We start from the raw sequence: 16,213 nt of genomic DNA, 5'->3' as shown, positions 1-16,213 counted from the left end.
CGTGGAGGTGAACAGGGCCGGTCGCCTGCTCGCGTGCCTCTAGGCGCGCCGCCCAGCCAGGGCGAGCAGTTCGTCGACGGAGGCCACCCGGGCGCACTCGTCCTCGGTGAGCCGGTTGACGAGGTGGCGCAGGCGTTGAGCCTGTTCCGTGGTGGGCAGCTCCCCCGCGTACAGGAGCGGCAGCCCCAGCTCGAACCCGCACGCGGCCCGCCTCGAGTGGCGGTGCGGGGACCGGCTGACCGCCCAGGCCACGCGCACGGCGTGCTCGTTGCCGGGCGGCACGCCGGGCCGGTCCGGTTCCCGGGCGGCGTAGCGGTAGCCGTCCGCGGTGTCGCAGGGGTCGCAGCCCCGCTCCCCAGAGCCCAGGGGGCGGGCACACCGCGGGCAGGTCCGCCGGTCCAGCGCGGCGTCGACGATGCGCCACGGGAACTGGTCGGGGGTCTCGGTCACCAGGCGGACCAGGTCGGTCTCCTCGGGAGTGCCCGGCACCACGTCCCACGTCCGGCACAGGTCGGTCCACGCCGCCTCGATCTCGGTGCTGATCGCGTTCATGGCGCGGGCCAGATCCTCGTTGCGCCAGCGGTGCCGGTCGGTGTCCATCCTCCGCACGTTGACGTCCTCTCCGGGGTGAACCCCGGGGATTCCCACAGCCTCGCGGCTGTGGGCGCGGTGCGCCTCACGGCGTCCGCTGGTTCCTGCTTCGCGGGCCGGCGCCCCACCCCAGGGTGGTGGTCTTACCCAACCTCCACAGGCGTTTCAGCTCTCCGCTTCCCGCTCTCGGGCGAGTTTCCGTCCAGCGGCGAGCACGATCCGGGACGCGTTGACGTCCCGATCATGAACGGTCTACAGGCCCGGCAGGCCCATTCCCGAACGTGCAGGGGTTTGGGCCCGTCCACCACCCAGCACCTCGAGCAGATCTGCGAGGAGGCCAGGAACCGGTCCACCCTGGCGAAGGTGCGCCCGTACCGTGCGGCCTTGTATTCGAGCATGTTCACGAACGCCGACCATCCGGCGTCGTGCACACTCTTGGCCAACCGGGTGCGCCCGAGCCCCTTCACGCACAGGTCCTCCACGTACACCGCTTGGTTGTCGCGGATGATCGCGGTGGAGAGCTGGTGGTGGAACTCGCGGCGCGCGTCGGCGGCCTTGGCGTGGGCGCGGGCGACCCTCATCCGTGCCTTGTCACGGTTGTTGGATCCCTTCCGCTTGCGGGACAGCTCCCGCTGGGCCTTCCTCAGCTTGCGCTCGGCGCGGCGCAGGAACCGGGGATTGGCGACCTTGGTGCCGTCGGACAGGACCGCGAAGTGGGACAGCCCCAGGTCGATGCCCACATCAGCCGCGGTCTCCGGCAGCGGCTCATCGTTGGTCTCGACCACGAACGAGGCGAAATACCGTCCTGATGCGTCCTTGATGACGGTCACGGTGGAGGGGGCCGAGGGCAGGGGTCGCGACCACTTCACCTTCACCTCCCCGATCTTGGGCAGGGACAGTTTTCCCTGGTCGGTGATCTTCCAGCGTGCGTTGGCGGTGAACCGGACCGACCGCCGGTGGTCCTTGCGGGACTTGAACCGGGGCGGGCCCGTCTTCGGGCGTTTGCCTGTGAGGGAGTCCAAGAAGTTGCGGTAGGCGGTGTCCAGGTCGCGTAGGGACTGCTGAAGCACGACCGCCGACACCCCACACAGCCACTCGCGTTCGGGGGTGCGCTTGGCGTCGGTGATCAACTTCTTGGACAGCTCGCCGGTCATGGGGAACGCCTCACCCTCGGCGCGCGCGGTCTCACGGGCCCGCAGGGCGTCGTTGTAGACCACGCGAGCGCACCCGAACGCCTTGGCCAGTTCGGTGCGCTGGTCGGCGTCCGGGTACACGCGGAAGGAGTACCGGAGCTGCACACCCGCATCCTATCGTTGGTTTATGGGCGATGAGAGCGACGTAAGAACCGGTAGGCACTGTGTTTTCGCGATGCACGCACACTTGGTTTTCGTGACGAAGTACCGGCACCGGGTCTTCACCGACCGCCACCTGTCCCGGATGGAGGAGATCATGCGGGCGGTGTGCGCCGACTTCGAGTCGGAGTTGGTGGAGTTCAACGGCGAGGCCGACCAGGTCCACCTGCTGGTGGACTTCCCGCCCAAGGTCGCGGTGTCCAAGCTGGTCAACAGTCTCAAGGGGGTGTCCTCGCGTCGGCTGCGCCAGGAGTTCCCCGAGCTGGAGTCCCACTACTGGCGGGCGAAGCGGTTGTGGTCGGGGTCCTACTTCGCCGGGTCGGTCGGTGGTGCGCCGATCAGCGTGCTGCGTGCCTACATCGAGGACCAGAAACGCCCGTCCTGACGGACGGGCGGGGTTCGGATCCGATTCACCTGCGGCCTGAAGGCCGGAGCACTCTCGGATAAGACCGGGTAGCCGCCCACCCGGACGCGGGCTACGGGTTTTCCGAGGCGGCGTGACCGTGTCCGCGCCCCGGTGCGGTTCCCTTCGCCGGGGCGGCGGTGGGGCCGGGCCATCGTGGCGCGGACACGCGCCGGTCGTCGAACTGCCCGCATCCGGCCACACTCGGGCCGAACTTCGGGACGGGATCGGGGAACTGAGTACGAGGGGGCCTGTGCCCGGCCGAGGCGGGAGGGTCCGCATCCGATGGACGGTTCCGCTCGTGCGGTCGCCCGCGCCGACCCCCGCCAGGCGAGACCGAACCGCGCCACGCGTGAGAAAGGAACCAGCCATGCCCTCCCCCCGCCCCTTCCTCGTCGCCCGCCCCGGAGTCGACCCGGACCAGGTGGCACAGGACCTCGTCAGAAGGGGAACACTCACCCCCGTGGTGGTGGGACTCGTCAGCGTCGTCCTGGCCGTGACCGGTATCCTCCTCTCCCATTTCGACCAAGGCGTGATCAGCGTGGTACCGACCGCCGCCGCGCTCGCTCTTTCCACCGGCGTCTTCGTGAACAGGCGCCGAACCCGTCGCGGTGCCGGTCCGAAGCATCCGACCGAGGGTGAGGACTACATCACTCCGGAGATGGTCGCGCCCGACGACGCCCCCCTGCTCAGGCGTTTGGCCATCGCCCTGTCGGTGACGATGCCCCAGGGCCACGACGACCTGATCGACGGGACCCGGATCAGCGTGGTCACCCGGGAGACCGGCTGGCGGCTCGCGCAGGTGATCGAACGGATCGGCCGCGTCGAGGAGGAGCTGTCCGAGCTGGAGAGCCAGGGTGACCACACCCGGGCCCTGCGCGAACGTGCCAGGCCGCGGCTCCGGGAGCGCCGTGCCCAGGTGCGGGCGGGGGTCGCCGAGATCGAGGCGCTGGCCAACGCCCTCGTCGAGGCCCGCGAGGCGCCACGGATCGCGCACGTCGACCGTCTACTCGACGAACTGGACATCGACGCGGCCCGCGACGTCCAGACGCGGGAGTCGATGGAATCGCTGGCGCAGGTCCGGTCGGCCGTGGCGGCCGTGGTGGAGCGGCACACCCAGATGGCCAAGGAGGCCAAGGAGATCGTGTGAGCGTCCCCGGGCCCGGCGGATGGACCCGTCGGGCCCGTTCGGGTTCCGGCCGGGTCGGACCCCGGTGGTCGGTTGGCCCCGGCCGGGAGGGTGTGCGGTGTCAGCGGGCGAACCGCTTGAGCGCGTCGGTGTCCAGGATGACCCCGAGCCCGGGGACCTGCACGGTTTCGCCGTAAGGGTGTGTGCTGCGGTCCAGATACTGACCATGGTGAGGGCGGCTGTGCACCACGACGGCGTTGGCGTCACGGTCCACCAACAGGTAGACGCCGATGCCGGTCGCGGCGTAGGCGGCGGGCTTCTCCACGCGGTCGCGGGCGTGGGTGTCGGCGTCCCAGGAGGTGACCTCCACGACGGCGAGGACCCCGTCGGGGGCGGCCCACTCACCCGCCTGTTCGAAATGGCCGATCGGTGCGAGAATCCCGTCCGGACGTGCGCGCCCGTTGCGGTAGACGTCGACTTCGAGTCCCTGGTTGGCGATGTTGAGATCAAGGTCGGGGCGGTGGGCCATGAACTGGCGCAGCAGCCACATGAGGATCGACCCGTGTGCTCCGTCGGTCACCTTGTGGGCCCAGACCTTTCCGTTCAGGTATTCGAGAACGGTCCTTTCGTCGTCCTCATAAGCGATCTCAGCGAGCTGTTCGAACAGCTCGAGTCTCATCGGAAGCGGGGGGGCTTCGGGTGGTGGGTGGTGTTCGGTGACGGTCATGGGCTCCCCCGGAGGGTGTTGCTGTCGGCGTCCCTGACAGCCTGCCACGTCCCGACGACGGTCCGTGGGTGTTCGGCGCGTCGGGTGGTCTTCCGGGGTGGGGTCGGGCATGGGCGCGTTCCTCGGCTGTCTGGGCGGCTCTGACTCAAGGGTAGGTCCCGCCCCTGCCCTGAGCCGGGACCCGACCGGAGTTCCCGTTCCTCCTGCGGCGGCTGGCGCTGGGGCGCGGCAACGACGGTCGCCCACCACGCGCGCGGGCGGGAGCGGTGCCGGGCGATGTCCAGGTCGTCCACGCCCAGTCCGATGTGGGCCTGCTCGCCCTGCTCGGGGTCCGGCCACGTCGGGCGCCGGTGGTCGTTCACGCGGGTGAACCCCAGCCCGGCGCCGCCCTCCTGCCTGATCAGGACGAAGCGCGGGCCGGAGAAGACGACCGGCGGCCCCAGGGCCCGTTCGTGGAAGCGGCCGGGAGGGTGTTCGGTGTCAGCGGGCGAACCGCTTGAGCGCGTCGGTGTCCAGGATGACCCCGAGCCCGGGGACCTGCACGGTTTCGCCGTAAGGGTGTGTGCTGCGGTCCAGATACTGACCATGGTGAGGGCGGCTGTGCACCACGACGGCGTTGGCGTCACGGTCCACCAACAGGTAGACGCCGATGCCGGTCGCGGCGTAGGCGGCGGGCTTCTCCACGCGGTCGCGGGCGTGGGTGTCGGCGTCCCAGGAGGTGACCTCCACGACGGCGAGGACCCCGTCGGGGTCGGGGTAGTCGCCTTGGCCGTTGAAGTGGCCGACAGGAACGAGGACACCGTCGGGAAGGGCACGGCCATGACGGTAGGTGCCGATCTTCAGCCCTTGCCCGATGGGCATGTCCAGGTCGGGGCGGTGTGCGATGAACTGGCGGAACATCCACGACAGGATCGCAGCGTGGTCGCTGTCGGTCACCGGTTCGACCCAGACCTTCCCATTGATGTATTCGAGTTTGGCGTTTTCCTCCCTGCCCGCGAGGCGGGCGATTTCCTCGAACAGTTCGGGACTGATCGGAAGCGGGGGGGCTTCGGGTGGTGGGTGGTGTTCGGTGACGGTCATGGGCTCCCCCGGAGGGTGTTGCTGTCGGCGTCCCTGACAGCCTGCCACGTCCCGACGACGGTCCGTGGGTGTTCGGCGCGTCGGGTGGTCTTCCGGGGTGGGGTCGGGCATGGGCGCGTTCCTCGGCTGTCTGGGCGGCTCTGACTCAAGGGTAGGTCCCGCCCCTGCCCTGAGCCGGGACCCGACCGGAGTTCCCGTTCCTCCTGCGGCGGCTGGCGCTGGGGCGCGGCAACGACGGTCGCCCACCACGCGCGCGGGCGGGAGCGGTGCCGGGCGATGTCCAGGTCGTCCACGCCCAGTCCGATGTGGGCCTGCTCGCCCTGCTCGGGGTCCGGCCACGTCGGGCGCCGGTGGTCGTTCACGCGGGTGAACCCCAGCCCGGCGCCGCCCTCCTGCCTGATCAGGACGAAGCGCGGGCCGGAGAAGACGACCGGCGGCCCCAGGGCCCGTTCGTGGAAGCGGCCGGGAGGGTGTTCGGTGTCAGCGGGCGAACCGCTTGAGCGCGTCGGTGTCCAGGATGACCCCGAGCCCGGGGACCTGCACGGTTTCACCGTAAGGGTGTTCCGACCGGTCCATGTACCGGCCGTTCACGGGGCGCGAGTGCACCACGACGGTGTTGGCGTCACGGTCCACCAACAGGTAGACGCCGATGCCGGTCGCGGCGTAGGCGGCGGGCTTCTCCACGCGGTCGCGGGCGTGGGTGTCGGCGTCCCAGGAGGTGACCTCCACGACGGCGAGGACCCCGTCGGGGGCGGCCCACTCACCCGCCTGTTCGAAATGGCCGATCGGTGCGAGAATCCCGTCCGGACGTGCGCGCCCGTTGCGGTAGACGTCGACTTCGAGTCCCTGGTTGGCGATGTTGAGATCAAGGTCGGGGCGGTGGGCCATGAACTGGCGCAGCAGCCACATGAGGATCGACCCGTGTGCTCCGTCGGTCACCTTGTGGGCCCAGACCTTTCCGTTCAGGTATTCGAGAACGGTCCTTTCGTCGTCCTCATAAGCGATCTCAGCGAGCTGTTCGAACAGCTCGAGTCTCATCGGAAGCGGGGGGGCTTCGGGTGGTGGGTGGTGTTCGGTGACGGTCATGGGCTCCCCCGGAGGGTGTTGCTGTCGGCGTCCCTGACAGCCTGCCACGTCCCGACGACGGTCCGTGGATGTTCGGCGCGTCGGGCGGTCTTCCGGGGTGGGGTCGGGCATGGGCGCGTTCCTCGGCTGTCTGGGCGGCTCTGACTCAAGGGTAGGTCCCGCCCCTGCCCTGAGCCGGGACCCGACCGGAGTTCCCGTTCCTCCTGCGGCGGCTGGCGCTGGGGCGCGGCAACGACGGTCGCCCACCACGCGCGCGGGCGGGAGCGGTGCCGGGCGATGTCCAGGTCGTCCACGCCCAGTCCGATGTGGGCCTGCTCGCCCTGCTCGGGGTCCGGCCACGTCGGGCGCCGGTGGTCGTTCACGCGGGTGAACCCCAGCCCGGCGCCGCCCTCCTGCCTGATCAGGACGAAGCGCGGGCCGGAGAAGACGACCGGCGGCCCCAGGGCCCGTTCGTGGAAGCGGCCGGGAGGGTGTTCGGTGTCAGCGGGCGAACCGCTTGAGCGCGTCGGTGTCCAGGATGACCCCGAGCCCGGGGACCTGCACGGTTTCGCCGTAAGGGTGTGTGCTGCGGTCCAGATACTGACCATGGTGAGGGCGGCTGTGCACCACGACGGCGTTGGCGTCACGGTCCACCAACAGGTAGACGCCGATGCCGGTCGCGGCGTAGGCGGCGGGCTTCTCCACGCGGTCGCGGGCGTGGGTGTCGGCGTCCCAGGAGGTGACCTCCACGACGGCGAGGACCCCGTCGGGGGCGGCCCACTCACCCGCCTGTTCGAAATGGCCGATCGGTGCGAGAATCCCGTCCGGACGTGCGCGCCCGTTGCGGTAGACGTCGACTTCGAGTCCCTGGTTGGCGATGTTGAGATCAAGGTCGGGGCGGTGGGCCATGAACTGGCGCAGCAGCCACATGAGGATCGACCCGTGTGCTCCGTCGGTCACCTTGTGGGCCCAGACCTTTCCGTTCAGGTATTCGAGAACGGTCCTTTCGTCGTCCTCATAAGCGATCTCAGCGAGCTGTTCGAACAGCTCGAGTCTCATCGGAAGCGGGGGGGCTTCGGGTGGTGGGTGGTGTTCGGTGACGGTCATGGGCTCCCCCGGAGGGTGTTGCTGTCGGCGTCCCTGACAGCCTGCCACGTCCCGACGACGGTCCGTGGGTGTTCGGCGCGTCGGGTGGTCTTCCGGGGTGGGGTCGGGCATGGGCGCGTTCCTCGGCTGTCTGGGCGGCTCTGACTCAAGGGTAGGTCCCGCCCCTGCCCTGAGCCGGGACCCGACCGGAGTTCCCGTTCCTCCTGCGGCGGCTGGCGCTGGGGCGCGGCAACGACGGTCGCCCACCACGCGCGCGGGCGGGAGCGGTGCCGGGCGATGTCCAGGTCGTCCACGCCCAGTCCGATGTGGGCCTGCTCGCCCTGCTCGGGGTCCGGCCACGTCGGGCGCCGGTGGTCGTTCACGCGGGTGAACCCCAGCCCGGCGCCGCCCTCCTGCCTGATCAGGACGAAGCGCGGGCCGGAGAAGACGACCGGCGGCCCCAGGGCCCGTTCGTGGAAGCGGCCGGGAGGGTGTTCGGTGTCAGCGGGCGAACCGCTTGAGCGCGTCGGTGTCCAGGATGACCCCGAGCCCGGGGACCTGCACGGTTTCACCGTAAGGGTGTTCCGACCGGTCCATGTACCGGCCGTTCACGGGGCGCGAGTGCACCACGACGGTGTTGGCGTCACGGTCCACCAACAGGTAGACGCCGATGCCGGTCGCGGCGTAGGCGGCGGGCTTCTCCACGCGGTCGCGGGCGTGGGTGTCGGCGTCCCAGGAGGTGACCTCCACGACGGCGAGGACCCCGTCGGGGGCGGCCCACTCACCCGCCTGTTCGAAATGGCCGATCGGTGCGAGAATCCCGTCCGGACGTGCGCGCCCGTTGCGGTAGACGTCGACTTCGAGTCCCTGGTTGGCGATGTTGAGATCAAGGTCGGGGCGGTGGGCCATGAACTGGCGCAGCAGCCACATGAGGATCGACCCGTGTGCTCCGTCGGTCACCTTGTGGGCCCAGACCTTTCCGTTCAGGTATTCGAGAACGGTCCTTTCGTCGTCCTCATAAGCGATCTCAGCGAGCTGTTCGAACAGCTCGAGTCTCATCGGAAGCGGGGGGGCTTCGGGTGGTGGGTGGTGTTCGGTGACGGTCATGGGCTCCCCCGGAGGGTGTTGCTGTCGGCGTCCCTGACAGCCTGCCACGTCCCGACGACGGTCCGTGGATGTTCGGCGCGTCGGGCGGTCTTCCGGGGTGGGGTCGGGCATGGGCGCGTTCCTCGGCTGTCTGGGCGGCTCTGACTCAAGGGTAGGTCCCGCCCCTGCCCTGAGCCGGGACCCGACCGGCGCGACGGGGTCAGTCGCCCTGTTCGGTCTGCAACCCGCGGACCACCTCCAGCGCCTCCTCGACGTGCTTGTCGATGACGGTCATCGAGTTGAAGACGTGGCGGACCGTGCCCTGGCCGTCGATCACGTAGGTGACCCGCCCGGGGAGCAGACCGAGCATGCTCGGCACGCCGTAGCTCTTGCGGACCTTGCCGCCCTCGTCGCTGACCAGTGTGAACGGGAGCTTGTGGCGGTCCGCGAAGGCGGCGTGCCGCTCCGCGGAGTCGGAGCTGATCCCGATCACCTCGGCGCCGGCGTCGGTGAACACCTCGTGGCTGTCGCGGAAGGCGCAGGCCTCGGCGGTGCACCCGGGGGTGTCGTCCTTGGGATAGAAGTACAGCACCACCGTCCGCTCGCCGAGCCGGTCGTAGAGTCGCACCGGGTCACCGGACTGCGACGGAAGGGTGAAATCGGGCGCCTTGTCGCCGACCTGGATGCCTCGTGCCATGGTGTGCGCTTCCTTCGCTCGGTCGTTGGGACGAGGGGTCCCCCGCTCCGTTCCACCCAAGGGTGCACCACCGCCGCGTCCGGTCCCCCGTCGCACCCCCGCTCCATGGCGCGGCGCGCCGCCGGGGATTGTCGTCCTCCGGTGTTTGGGTGGCGGGATGGGTGAGAAACCGATTCTGGTGTTGGGGGCCACGGGCTCCACGGGCCGACGAGTGGCCGCGCTGCTGGGTGAGCGCGGGTATCCGGTGCGCGCGGCGTCGCGGCGCGGGCGGGTCCGGTTCGACTGGGCCGACCCCTCCACGTGGGAGGGCGCGGTCGACGGAGCCGGCGCGATGTATCTGATGGCTCCGGACGGGGTGCCGATCGCCCCGGAGTTCGTGGAGCTGGCCGTGCGCCGGGGTGTGCGTCGGATCGTGCTGCTGTCGAGCCGGGCGATCGAGGAGATGGGGGACGAGCGTCTGCTCGCCGCGGAGCGGACGGTCAAGGGGTGCGGTGTCGATTGGACGGTGCTGCGGTGCGACTGGTTCGACCAGAACTTCGACGAGGGGTTCCTGGTGGAGTCGGTGCGCGCCGGCCGGATCGCCCTGCCGCTGGACGGGGTGCGGCAGGCGTTCGTGGACGCCGACGACATCGCGGCGGTGGCGGTGGCCGCGCTGACCGGGGACGGCCACGCGGGGCGGGTGTATGAGGTGACCGGGCCCGAGGCACTGTCCTTCGGTGAGGCGGCCGAGGTGATCGGCCGCGTGGTGGGCTACCCGGTGCGCTACGACTCCGACCCCGAGGCGTTCGTGCGCGACCAGGTCGCCGCGGGCCTTCCCCGAGAGGGCGCCGAGGCCGCCGTGGGGGCGTTCGAGGCCCTGGTGGCCATGGGGGACGGCGTTCCCGGCGACGACGTGCTCCGGGTGACCGGACGCGCCCCCAAGCCCTTCTCCGACTACGCCGTCCGTGCCGCGCCCGCCTGGGCGTGACCTCCTGACCCCCGGGCGGTGGACGGACCGCCGCCCGGGGGCGTTCTCGGCTCAGGCCTCCAGGCGGTCGGCGTTGGCGGCGAAGGCGTCACGCAGGTAGGCCGAGAGCCCTTCGGCGCGGGCGTCGATGGTGGTGGTGAAGCGCGCGTCGTCCACGTACAGCTGTCCCAGGCCCCGGTGGATCTGCGGTGTGCACTCGTAGAACCAGCGGGTGATGTGGTCGCGGTGGTGTTCGGCCAGGTCCATGGCGGTGGTGCTGTCCGGGGGTACGCCCTCGGCCATGGCCCGGGCCAGGTCCCGGTAGATCCGCTCGGCCTCGGCGTTGTGCCGTTCCCAGTCCTGCTTGGTGTGGCGGCTGGTCCTGCGCTGGGACTGGGCCCAGGCGTCGGTGTGCCCCCAGCGTTGTTCGGCCTCCGCGGTGCGGGCGTCCACGTCGAAGTCGCCGAAGAGTTCGAGGCGCTCCTCGGCGGTCAGGTCGAGTCCCATGGTGTCTGCCTCCATCAGGCGTTCCAGCGCGTGCGCCACGGTGCGCAGGCGGTCGATGCGTTCGGTCACCAGCTGGTGTTGGCGGGCCAGGTGGGCGCGGGTGTCGATCGCGGGATCGTCGAGCAGGGCCGCGATCTCGTCCAGGCCGAAGCCGAGTTCCCGGTAGGTGAGGATCTGCCGTAGGCGTTCGAGGTCGGCCCCGCTGTAGTTGCGGTAGCCGGAGGGGGTGCGTTCGGCCGGGACGAGGAGGCCGATCCGGTCGTAGTGGTGCAGTGTGCGCACCGTCTGGCCGCTGATCCGGGCGACCTCGCCCACGGTGTGGCCCATGCGTTCCCCCCGCCCGTCGTCACTGGTGGTGCCGTGGTCATGACGCTAGGACCTGACGTCGCGTCAGGGTCAAGGCGACGGCGCCGGAAAAGGGGGAGCGGGCGCCGACCACTAACCTACTCGTCGGTAACATTGGCGCATGAGCCTTGACCACAACGCCGCCGGCTACGAGTACGACCGGGACACCCGCGTCGACAAGACGGCCGACGGAACGTTCACAGCCACCGTCACCGACGGGTGGACCACCTTCACCACCCACCCCAACGGCGGTTACGTCCTCGGCACCGCCCTCAACGCGCTCGGCCAGACCCTGAGCCAGCCTGACCCCGTGGCGGTGTCCGCCTTCTTCCTACGCCCCGCCGCGCCCGGCGAGGCGACCGTGCGCACCGAGACCGTGCGCGAGGGCCGCCGTACCGCCACCGGCCAGGTCGTCCTGGAACAGGGCGGCAAGGAGGTCGTGCGCGCCACCGCCACCTACGGCGACCTGTCCCCCAACGATGGGCGCGAACTCCACCTGGAGGGACCGCCGGACCTGCCGCCCCCCGACCAGTGCCACGTGCCCGCCGAGTTCGACCGCCCCGACGGCGTCACCATCGCCCACCGTCTGGACTACCGCTACCCCGAGCGCCCCGGATGGTTGGACGGCCGCAAGGACGACCGCCCCCACGACGAGTTCTGGCTGCGCTTCGCCGACGGCCGCGAGGCCGACACCCACAGCCTGCCCGCGATGGTGGACTTCGCCATCCCCGCGGTCCTCAACATCGGTGAGTTCGGCACGATCACCGTCGAGCTGACCGCGCACGTGCGCGCCCGCCCCGCCCCCGGGTGGCTGGCCTGCCGGGTGTTCACCAAGCACGTCTCCGGCGGCTACCACGAGGAGGACATGGAGATCTGGGACAGCCAGGGCACCCTGGTCGCCCAGGCCCGCCAGTTGGCGATGCTGCTCTAGGTCTCGTGCCCGGGGCCGCGTGGATCCTCCTGCCGGGGGCCGCGCGGCCCGGGGCGCAGGGCGATCTGCCCGACCTGGGCGTCGCGCGGCAGGTCCAGTACGCCGGCGATCGTCGACGCCACCGTCTCGGGGCGGATGCACGTGTCGGGGTCGTAGTCGTGCCCGAACGCGGCCCTGGTGCGGCGCAGCAGGTCGGTGGCGGTCCCCGCGGGGTGGACGCTGGTCACCCGCACGCCGTGTTCGGCCTCCTCGGCGCGCAGGGAGTCGGCCAGCTCCCCCAGTCCGGCCTTGCTCGCGGCGTAGGCCGACCAGGAGGGGACGCCGTGCAGCCCCGGGGCGGCGTTGACGAACACCACGTGCCCGGCGCGGGCGCGCAGGGAGGGCAGCAGCACGCGGGTGAGTTCCGCCGCCGAGACCAGGTTCACGGTGAGCGTCTCGTGCCACAGCGAGGGCGGGGAGGCTTCCACGGGGGCCACGGGGGCGATCCCCGCACAGTGCACGAGCGCGTCCAGGCCCTCGAACCCGGCCACCGCCTCCGCCAGGGACTCCGGGCGCCGCAGGTCGGCCACGACGGGCTCCACACCCGGGTGGTCCCCGGCCAGGGCCGCCAGGTGTTCGGGGTCACGCCCCAGCGCGAACACCCGACGTCCACGCGCGGTCAGGGCGCCGACCACGGCCGAGCCGATTCCGCCGGTCGCGCCCGTGACCACGACACCGCCGACCGTCCCGCCGTGGCCGGCCCGTTCGACCGGTCCGGTTCCCATCGCCGCACTCATGCGGTGCATTCTCGCACCGCTCGACCCGCGTCACCCGTTCCGGCCGAACGATCGAGGTGTCCCCCGCGCGTCCCCCCGCGCGGGGGACACGATCACGCCCGGGTCCGGGCGCGCGCCCGCAGCGCCCGAGCCCCGCGTCCGCGCCAGAGCACGCCCTGGCGCGGAGAGAACAGGTAGGCCAGACCGAACGCGCACGCCTGGGCCAGCACGATCGACCCGCCCGTGGACACGTTGACGTGGAAGCTGGCGTACACGCCGACGAAGGCCGCGACCACGGCCACCGACGCCGAGATCAGCAGCATGCGCTCGAACCGGTCGGTGAGCAGGTAGGCGGTGGCGCCCGGGATGATGACCATCGCCACCACCAGGATGATCCCCACAGCCTGGAGGGCGACCACGACGGTGACCGACAGCAGTCCCAGCAGCAGCGTCTCCAGCAGGCGCGGGTTGATGCCCAGGGCGTGCGCGTGGACCGGGTCGAACGCGTACAGGGTCAGGTCCCGGTGCTTGTACCAGACCACGGCCAGCACGACCGCGGCCAGGACCACGACCTGCCAGATGTCGGCGTCGGAGACCCCGAGGACGTTGCCGAACAGGATGTGGCTCAGGTCGGTCTGGCTCGGCACGCGGGAGACGAGGACCAGCCCCAGGGCGAACATGGCGGTGAACACGACCCCGATGACCGCGTCCTCCTTCACCCGCGAGGTGCGGTTGACCACCCCGATGAGGGCCACCGATCCGCCCCCGAACACCAGGGCGCCCACGGCGAAGGGTGCCCCGAACAGGTAGGACAGGACCACGCCGGGCAGGACGGCGTGGGAGACGGCGTCGCCCATGAGCGACCAGCCCACCAGGGTCATCCAGCACGAGAGCACGGCACACGCCACCCCGGCGACGACGCTGACCAGCAGGGCGCGCTGGACGAACTCGAACTGCATGGGTTCGGTGAACCACTGGATCAGGCCGTCCATGAGGCGGCTCCCTCCTTGGGGCGGACCCCGAAGGCCTCCATGAGGACCTCCGGGCGCAGGACGTCGTCCGGCGCCCCGTGGGCGAGCAGACGGCGTTGCAGCAGGGCGGCCTCGTCGCACAGTTCGGGCACCTGGGCCAAGTCGTGCGTGGACACCAGCAGGGTGGTGCCCTCCTGGCGCAGGGAGCCCAGCAGCTCGACGATGGTGCCCTCGGAGCGCTTGTCGACCCCGGCGAAGGGTTCGTCGAGCAGGAGGACGTCAGCGCCCTGGGCGATGGCGCGGGCGACGAACGCGCGTTTGCGCTGCCCTCCGGACAGGGCGCCGATCTGGCGGTCGGCCAGGTCGGTCAGGTCGACGCGGTCCAAGGCGTGGTCGACGGCCTGCCGGTCGGTGGCGCGGGGGCGGCGGCGCGCGCCCATGTGCCCGTAGCGGCCCATCATCACGACGTCGCGCACGCGGACGGGGAAGGCCCAGTCGACCTGTTCGGACTGGGGGACGTAGCCGACCAGCCCCTCCTTGCGCGCGGCGGCGTTGGCACGGCCCAGGATCCGGATCTCGCCCCGATCGGCGGAGACCAGGCCCAGGATGGTCTTGAACAGGGTGGACTTGCCCGAACCGTTGGTGCCGAGCAGGCCGCAGACCCGGCCCGGCCGCACGGTGAGACTGACGTCCTCCAGGGCCAGGACGTCGCCGTAGCGCACGGTCGCCCCGGTGACCTCGATGGCGGGGATCATGGCATTCCTCACCCGGCGCTCTCGGTGAGGCCCTCGACGATGGCCTCGGCGTCGTAGCGGATCAGGTCCAGGTAGGTGGGGACGGGGCCGCCCTCCTCCGACAGGGAGTCGACGTAGAGGACGGGGCCCATCGCGGCGCCGGTCTCGCGGGCGACCGAGCGCTGGGTGCTGTCGTTGACGGTGCTCTCGCAGAACAGGGAGGGCACGTCATTGGAGCGGACGAACTCGGTCACGGCGGCGGTCTGCTGGGGGGTGGCCTCACCCTCGGAGTTGACCGACCACAGGTACATCTCGGTCAGTCCGGCGTCCTGGGCCAGGTAGGGGAAGGCGCCCTCACAGGTGACCAGGGCGCGGCTGGACTCGGGGACCTCGGCCAGTTCGGTCTCCAGGAAGGTGCCGACCTCGGCGATCTCGGCCTTGTACGCCTCGGCCGCCGCGTCGTAGTCCGCCTCGCCCTCGGGGTCGAGTTCGACGAGGGCGTCGCGGATGTTGTCGACGTAGATCTGGGCGTTGTCGGGGGACATCCAGGCGTGCGGGTTGGGTTCGCCCTCGTAGTCGCCCGAGGCGATGGGGATGGGTTCGATGCCGTCGCTGATCGTGGCGGTGGGGGCGTCGATGCGGTCGGTGAACTGCTGGAACCAGGCCTCCAGCCCCATGCCGTTCTCCAGGATGAGGTCGGCGTCCTGGCCGCGGGCCAGGTCGTCGGGGGTGGGCTCGTAGACGTGGATGTCAACGCCGGGGCGGGTGATGGAGACGACCTCGACCCGGTCGGCGGCCACGTTGCGCGCCATGTCGGCGATGACCGTGAACGTGGTCAGGACGAGGGGGCGCCCGTCGTCGGAGGTGTCCTCGGCGGCCGGGGAGCCGGAGGAGCAGGCGGTCAGGGCGAGACCGGCCGTGGCGGCGGTGAGGATGACCGGCCACGACCTTGAGGGGGGCTCATCTCTAAAGTTCGGCACGCCTAACTTTCTATCACAACCCGGCCAAACTCGACCATGGGGGTATGCCGGGCGGGCCTGGCGCCATGGGATCGCCGGGACGGCTCCCGCCAGTGCCTCGACCGTGGCCGGCCCCCTCGGGCGGCGCCGTCTCACCCGCATGTGCGGACAAGAAGCGGATCCCTACCTTCGGCCGCACCCCCTGAACGCGATCGGCGTCCCCGGTTCGCGGCACACGAGCGGCGCGGTGGCGGTAACCTCCAACCGTCGCCAGGCAGCCAGTGACGAGCGGGAGGTGCGCGGTGGCCGACATCTGGACCGCGATCGACTTCGAGACCGCCAACCAGGACCGGGGCAGCGCCTGCGCGGTCGGTCTCGTGCGCGTGGTCGACGGCGAGCCGGTGGAGCGCCACTCCACCCTCATCCGCCCACCCGACCCCGTTCGCCACTTCTCCCACCACAACGTCGCCGTCCACGGCATCACCGCGGCCGACGTCGCCCACGCCCCGACCTGGGACGCCGTGTGGCGGCGGATCCTCGACTTCGCCGACGGCGGCGCCCTGGTCGCGCACAACGCGCCCTTCGACATGGGGGTGGTGCGGCGGGCATGCGCCCACACCGGTCTCGGGTACCCCGCGATCGACTACGCCTGCACGCTCGCGCTGTCCCGGCGCACCTGGCGGGTGCTGGCCGACCACCGCCTGCCCACCGTGTGCGCGCACATCGGCCACCGCGTCACCCGCCACCACCGCGCCGACGCCGACGCCGAGGCCGCCGCCCGCATCATGATCGCGGCGATGACCGAGCACGGCACCACCTCCCTGGCCGAGCTGTCCCGTGCCGCGGGTC

General features: G+C 71.0%; 18 protein-coding genes. 5 read left to right on the top strand and 13 right to left on the bottom strand.

The window, feature by feature from the left end:
• Nucleotides 1-39: 39 nt before the first annotated feature.
• Entirely contained in the window at nt 40-600 is a 561-nt protein-coding gene (locus tag D471_RS0104925) for a hypothetical protein (protein WP_017597602.1), read from the bottom strand.
• Nucleotides 601-734: 134 nt separating this feature from the next.
• On the bottom strand, nt 735-1,889 hold the full coding sequence (locus D471_RS33050) for an RNA-guided endonuclease InsQ/TnpB family protein (RefSeq protein WP_394296845.1): 1,155 nt from the start codon (nt 1,887-1,889) through the stop codon (nt 735-737).
• Nucleotides 1,890-1,911: 22 nt separating this feature from the next.
• Here D471_RS33050 and tnpA point away from each other — a divergent pair, with 22 nt between their 5' ends.
• Complete coding sequence (tnpA, locus tag D471_RS0104915; RefSeq protein WP_026127417.1) at nt 1,912-2,328, top strand: IS200/IS605 family transposase; 417 nt, start codon at nt 1,912-1,914, stop codon at nt 2,326-2,328.
• A 388-nt stretch (nt 2,329-2,716) separates the two neighbouring features.
• Entirely contained in the window at nt 2,717-3,496 is a 780-nt protein-coding gene (locus D471_RS0104910) for a hypothetical protein (RefSeq protein ID WP_017597600.1), read from the top strand.
• Nucleotides 3,497-3,596: 100 nt separating this feature from the next.
• Here D471_RS0104910 and D471_RS0104905 read toward each other — a convergent pair whose 3' ends face one another.
• From D471_RS0104905 to D471_RS0104860, 6 genes are all read right to left on the bottom strand, one after another.
• Entirely contained in the window at nt 3,597-4,202 is a 606-nt protein-coding gene (locus tag D471_RS0104905; RefSeq protein WP_017597598.1) for a Uma2 family endonuclease, read from the bottom strand.
• A 480-nt stretch (nt 4,203-4,682) separates the two neighbouring features.
• A complete protein-coding gene (locus D471_RS0104895; RefSeq protein WP_017597599.1) occupies nt 4,683-5,282 on the bottom strand; it encodes a Uma2 family endonuclease in 600 nt (199 codons plus the stop codon).
• Between the two features lie 480 nt (nt 5,283-5,762).
• On the bottom strand, nt 5,763-6,368 hold the full coding sequence (locus tag D471_RS0104885; RefSeq protein WP_017597596.1) for a Uma2 family endonuclease: 606 nt from the start codon (nt 6,366-6,368) through the stop codon (nt 5,763-5,765).
• Nucleotides 6,369-6,848: 480 nt separating this feature from the next.
• Nucleotides 6,849-7,454 (bottom strand): Uma2 family endonuclease, encoded by a 606-nt coding sequence (locus D471_RS0104875; protein WP_017597598.1) that lies wholly within the window; start codon nt 7,452-7,454, stop codon nt 6,849-6,851.
• A 480-nt stretch (nt 7,455-7,934) separates the two neighbouring features.
• The gene (locus D471_RS0104865) at nt 7,935-8,540 is read right to left on the bottom strand and encodes a Uma2 family endonuclease (protein WP_017597596.1); all 606 of its coding nucleotides are present in this window, start codon (nt 8,538-8,540) and stop codon (nt 7,935-7,937) included.
• 199 nt (nt 8,541-8,739) lie between these two features.
• The gene (locus tag D471_RS0104860; RefSeq protein ID WP_017597595.1) at nt 8,740-9,216 is read right to left on the bottom strand and encodes a peroxiredoxin; all 477 of its coding nucleotides are present in this window, start codon (nt 9,214-9,216) and stop codon (nt 8,740-8,742) included.
• Between the two features lie 157 nt (nt 9,217-9,373).
• Between D471_RS0104860 and D471_RS0104855 the strand changes: the two genes are divergently transcribed.
• Nucleotides 9,374-10,183, top strand: a complete 810-nt coding sequence (locus D471_RS0104855; RefSeq protein ID WP_017597594.1) for an NmrA family NAD(P)-binding protein — start codon at nt 9,374-9,376, stop codon at nt 10,181-10,183.
• A 51-nt stretch (nt 10,184-10,234) separates the two neighbouring features.
• Here the strand turns inward: D471_RS0104855 and D471_RS0104850 are convergent, their stop codons facing one another.
• Complete coding sequence (locus D471_RS0104850; protein WP_017597593.1) at nt 10,235-10,996, bottom strand: MerR family transcriptional regulator; 762 nt, start codon at nt 10,994-10,996, stop codon at nt 10,235-10,237.
• Nucleotides 10,997-11,135: 139 nt separating this feature from the next.
• Here D471_RS0104850 and D471_RS0104845 point away from each other — a divergent pair, with 139 nt between their 5' ends.
• Nucleotides 11,136-11,945: a thioesterase family protein gene (locus D471_RS0104845; protein WP_017597592.1), complete on the top strand. Its 810-nt coding sequence runs from the start codon at nt 11,136-11,138 to the stop codon at nt 11,943-11,945.
• Here D471_RS0104845 and D471_RS0104840 read toward each other — a convergent pair.
• The 4 genes from D471_RS0104840 to D471_RS0104825 form a co-directional block, all read right to left on the bottom strand.
• On the bottom strand, nt 11,942-12,721 hold the full coding sequence (locus D471_RS0104840) for an SDR family oxidoreductase (RefSeq protein ID WP_241479569.1): 780 nt from the start codon (nt 12,719-12,721) through the stop codon (nt 11,942-11,944). The two genes, D471_RS0104845 and D471_RS0104840, sit on opposite strands and share 4 nt — an antisense overlap.
• A 92-nt stretch (nt 12,722-12,813) precedes the next feature.
• A complete protein-coding gene (locus D471_RS0104835; RefSeq protein ID WP_017597590.1) occupies nt 12,814-13,692 on the bottom strand; it encodes a metal ABC transporter permease in 879 nt (292 codons plus the stop codon).
• The gene (locus D471_RS0104830; RefSeq protein ID WP_017597589.1) at nt 13,680-14,426 is read right to left on the bottom strand and encodes a metal ABC transporter ATP-binding protein; all 747 of its coding nucleotides are present in this window, start codon (nt 14,424-14,426) and stop codon (nt 13,680-13,682) included. Before D471_RS0104830 ends, D471_RS0104835 begins: the two co-directional genes overlap by 13 nt.
• A gap of 8 nt (nt 14,427-14,434) precedes the next feature.
• Nucleotides 14,435-15,385: a metal ABC transporter substrate-binding protein gene (locus D471_RS0104825; protein ID WP_017597588.1), complete on the bottom strand. Its 951-nt coding sequence runs from the start codon at nt 15,383-15,385 to the stop codon at nt 14,435-14,437.
• Between the two features lie 281 nt (nt 15,386-15,666).
• Between D471_RS0104825 and D471_RS0104820 the strand changes: the two genes are divergently transcribed.
• Nucleotides 15,667-16,213: 3'-5' exonuclease (locus D471_RS0104820; protein WP_017597587.1), on the top strand; the 547-nt coding region annotated here is incomplete at its 3' end.

It is taken from the genome of Nocardiopsis lucentensis DSM 44048, assembly GCF_000341125.1.
GTDB classification, from domain to species: domain Bacteria; phylum Actinomycetota; class Actinomycetes; order Streptosporangiales; family Streptosporangiaceae; genus Nocardiopsis; species Nocardiopsis lucentensis.
This window is presented reverse-complemented; position numbering and strand designations above follow the sequence as displayed.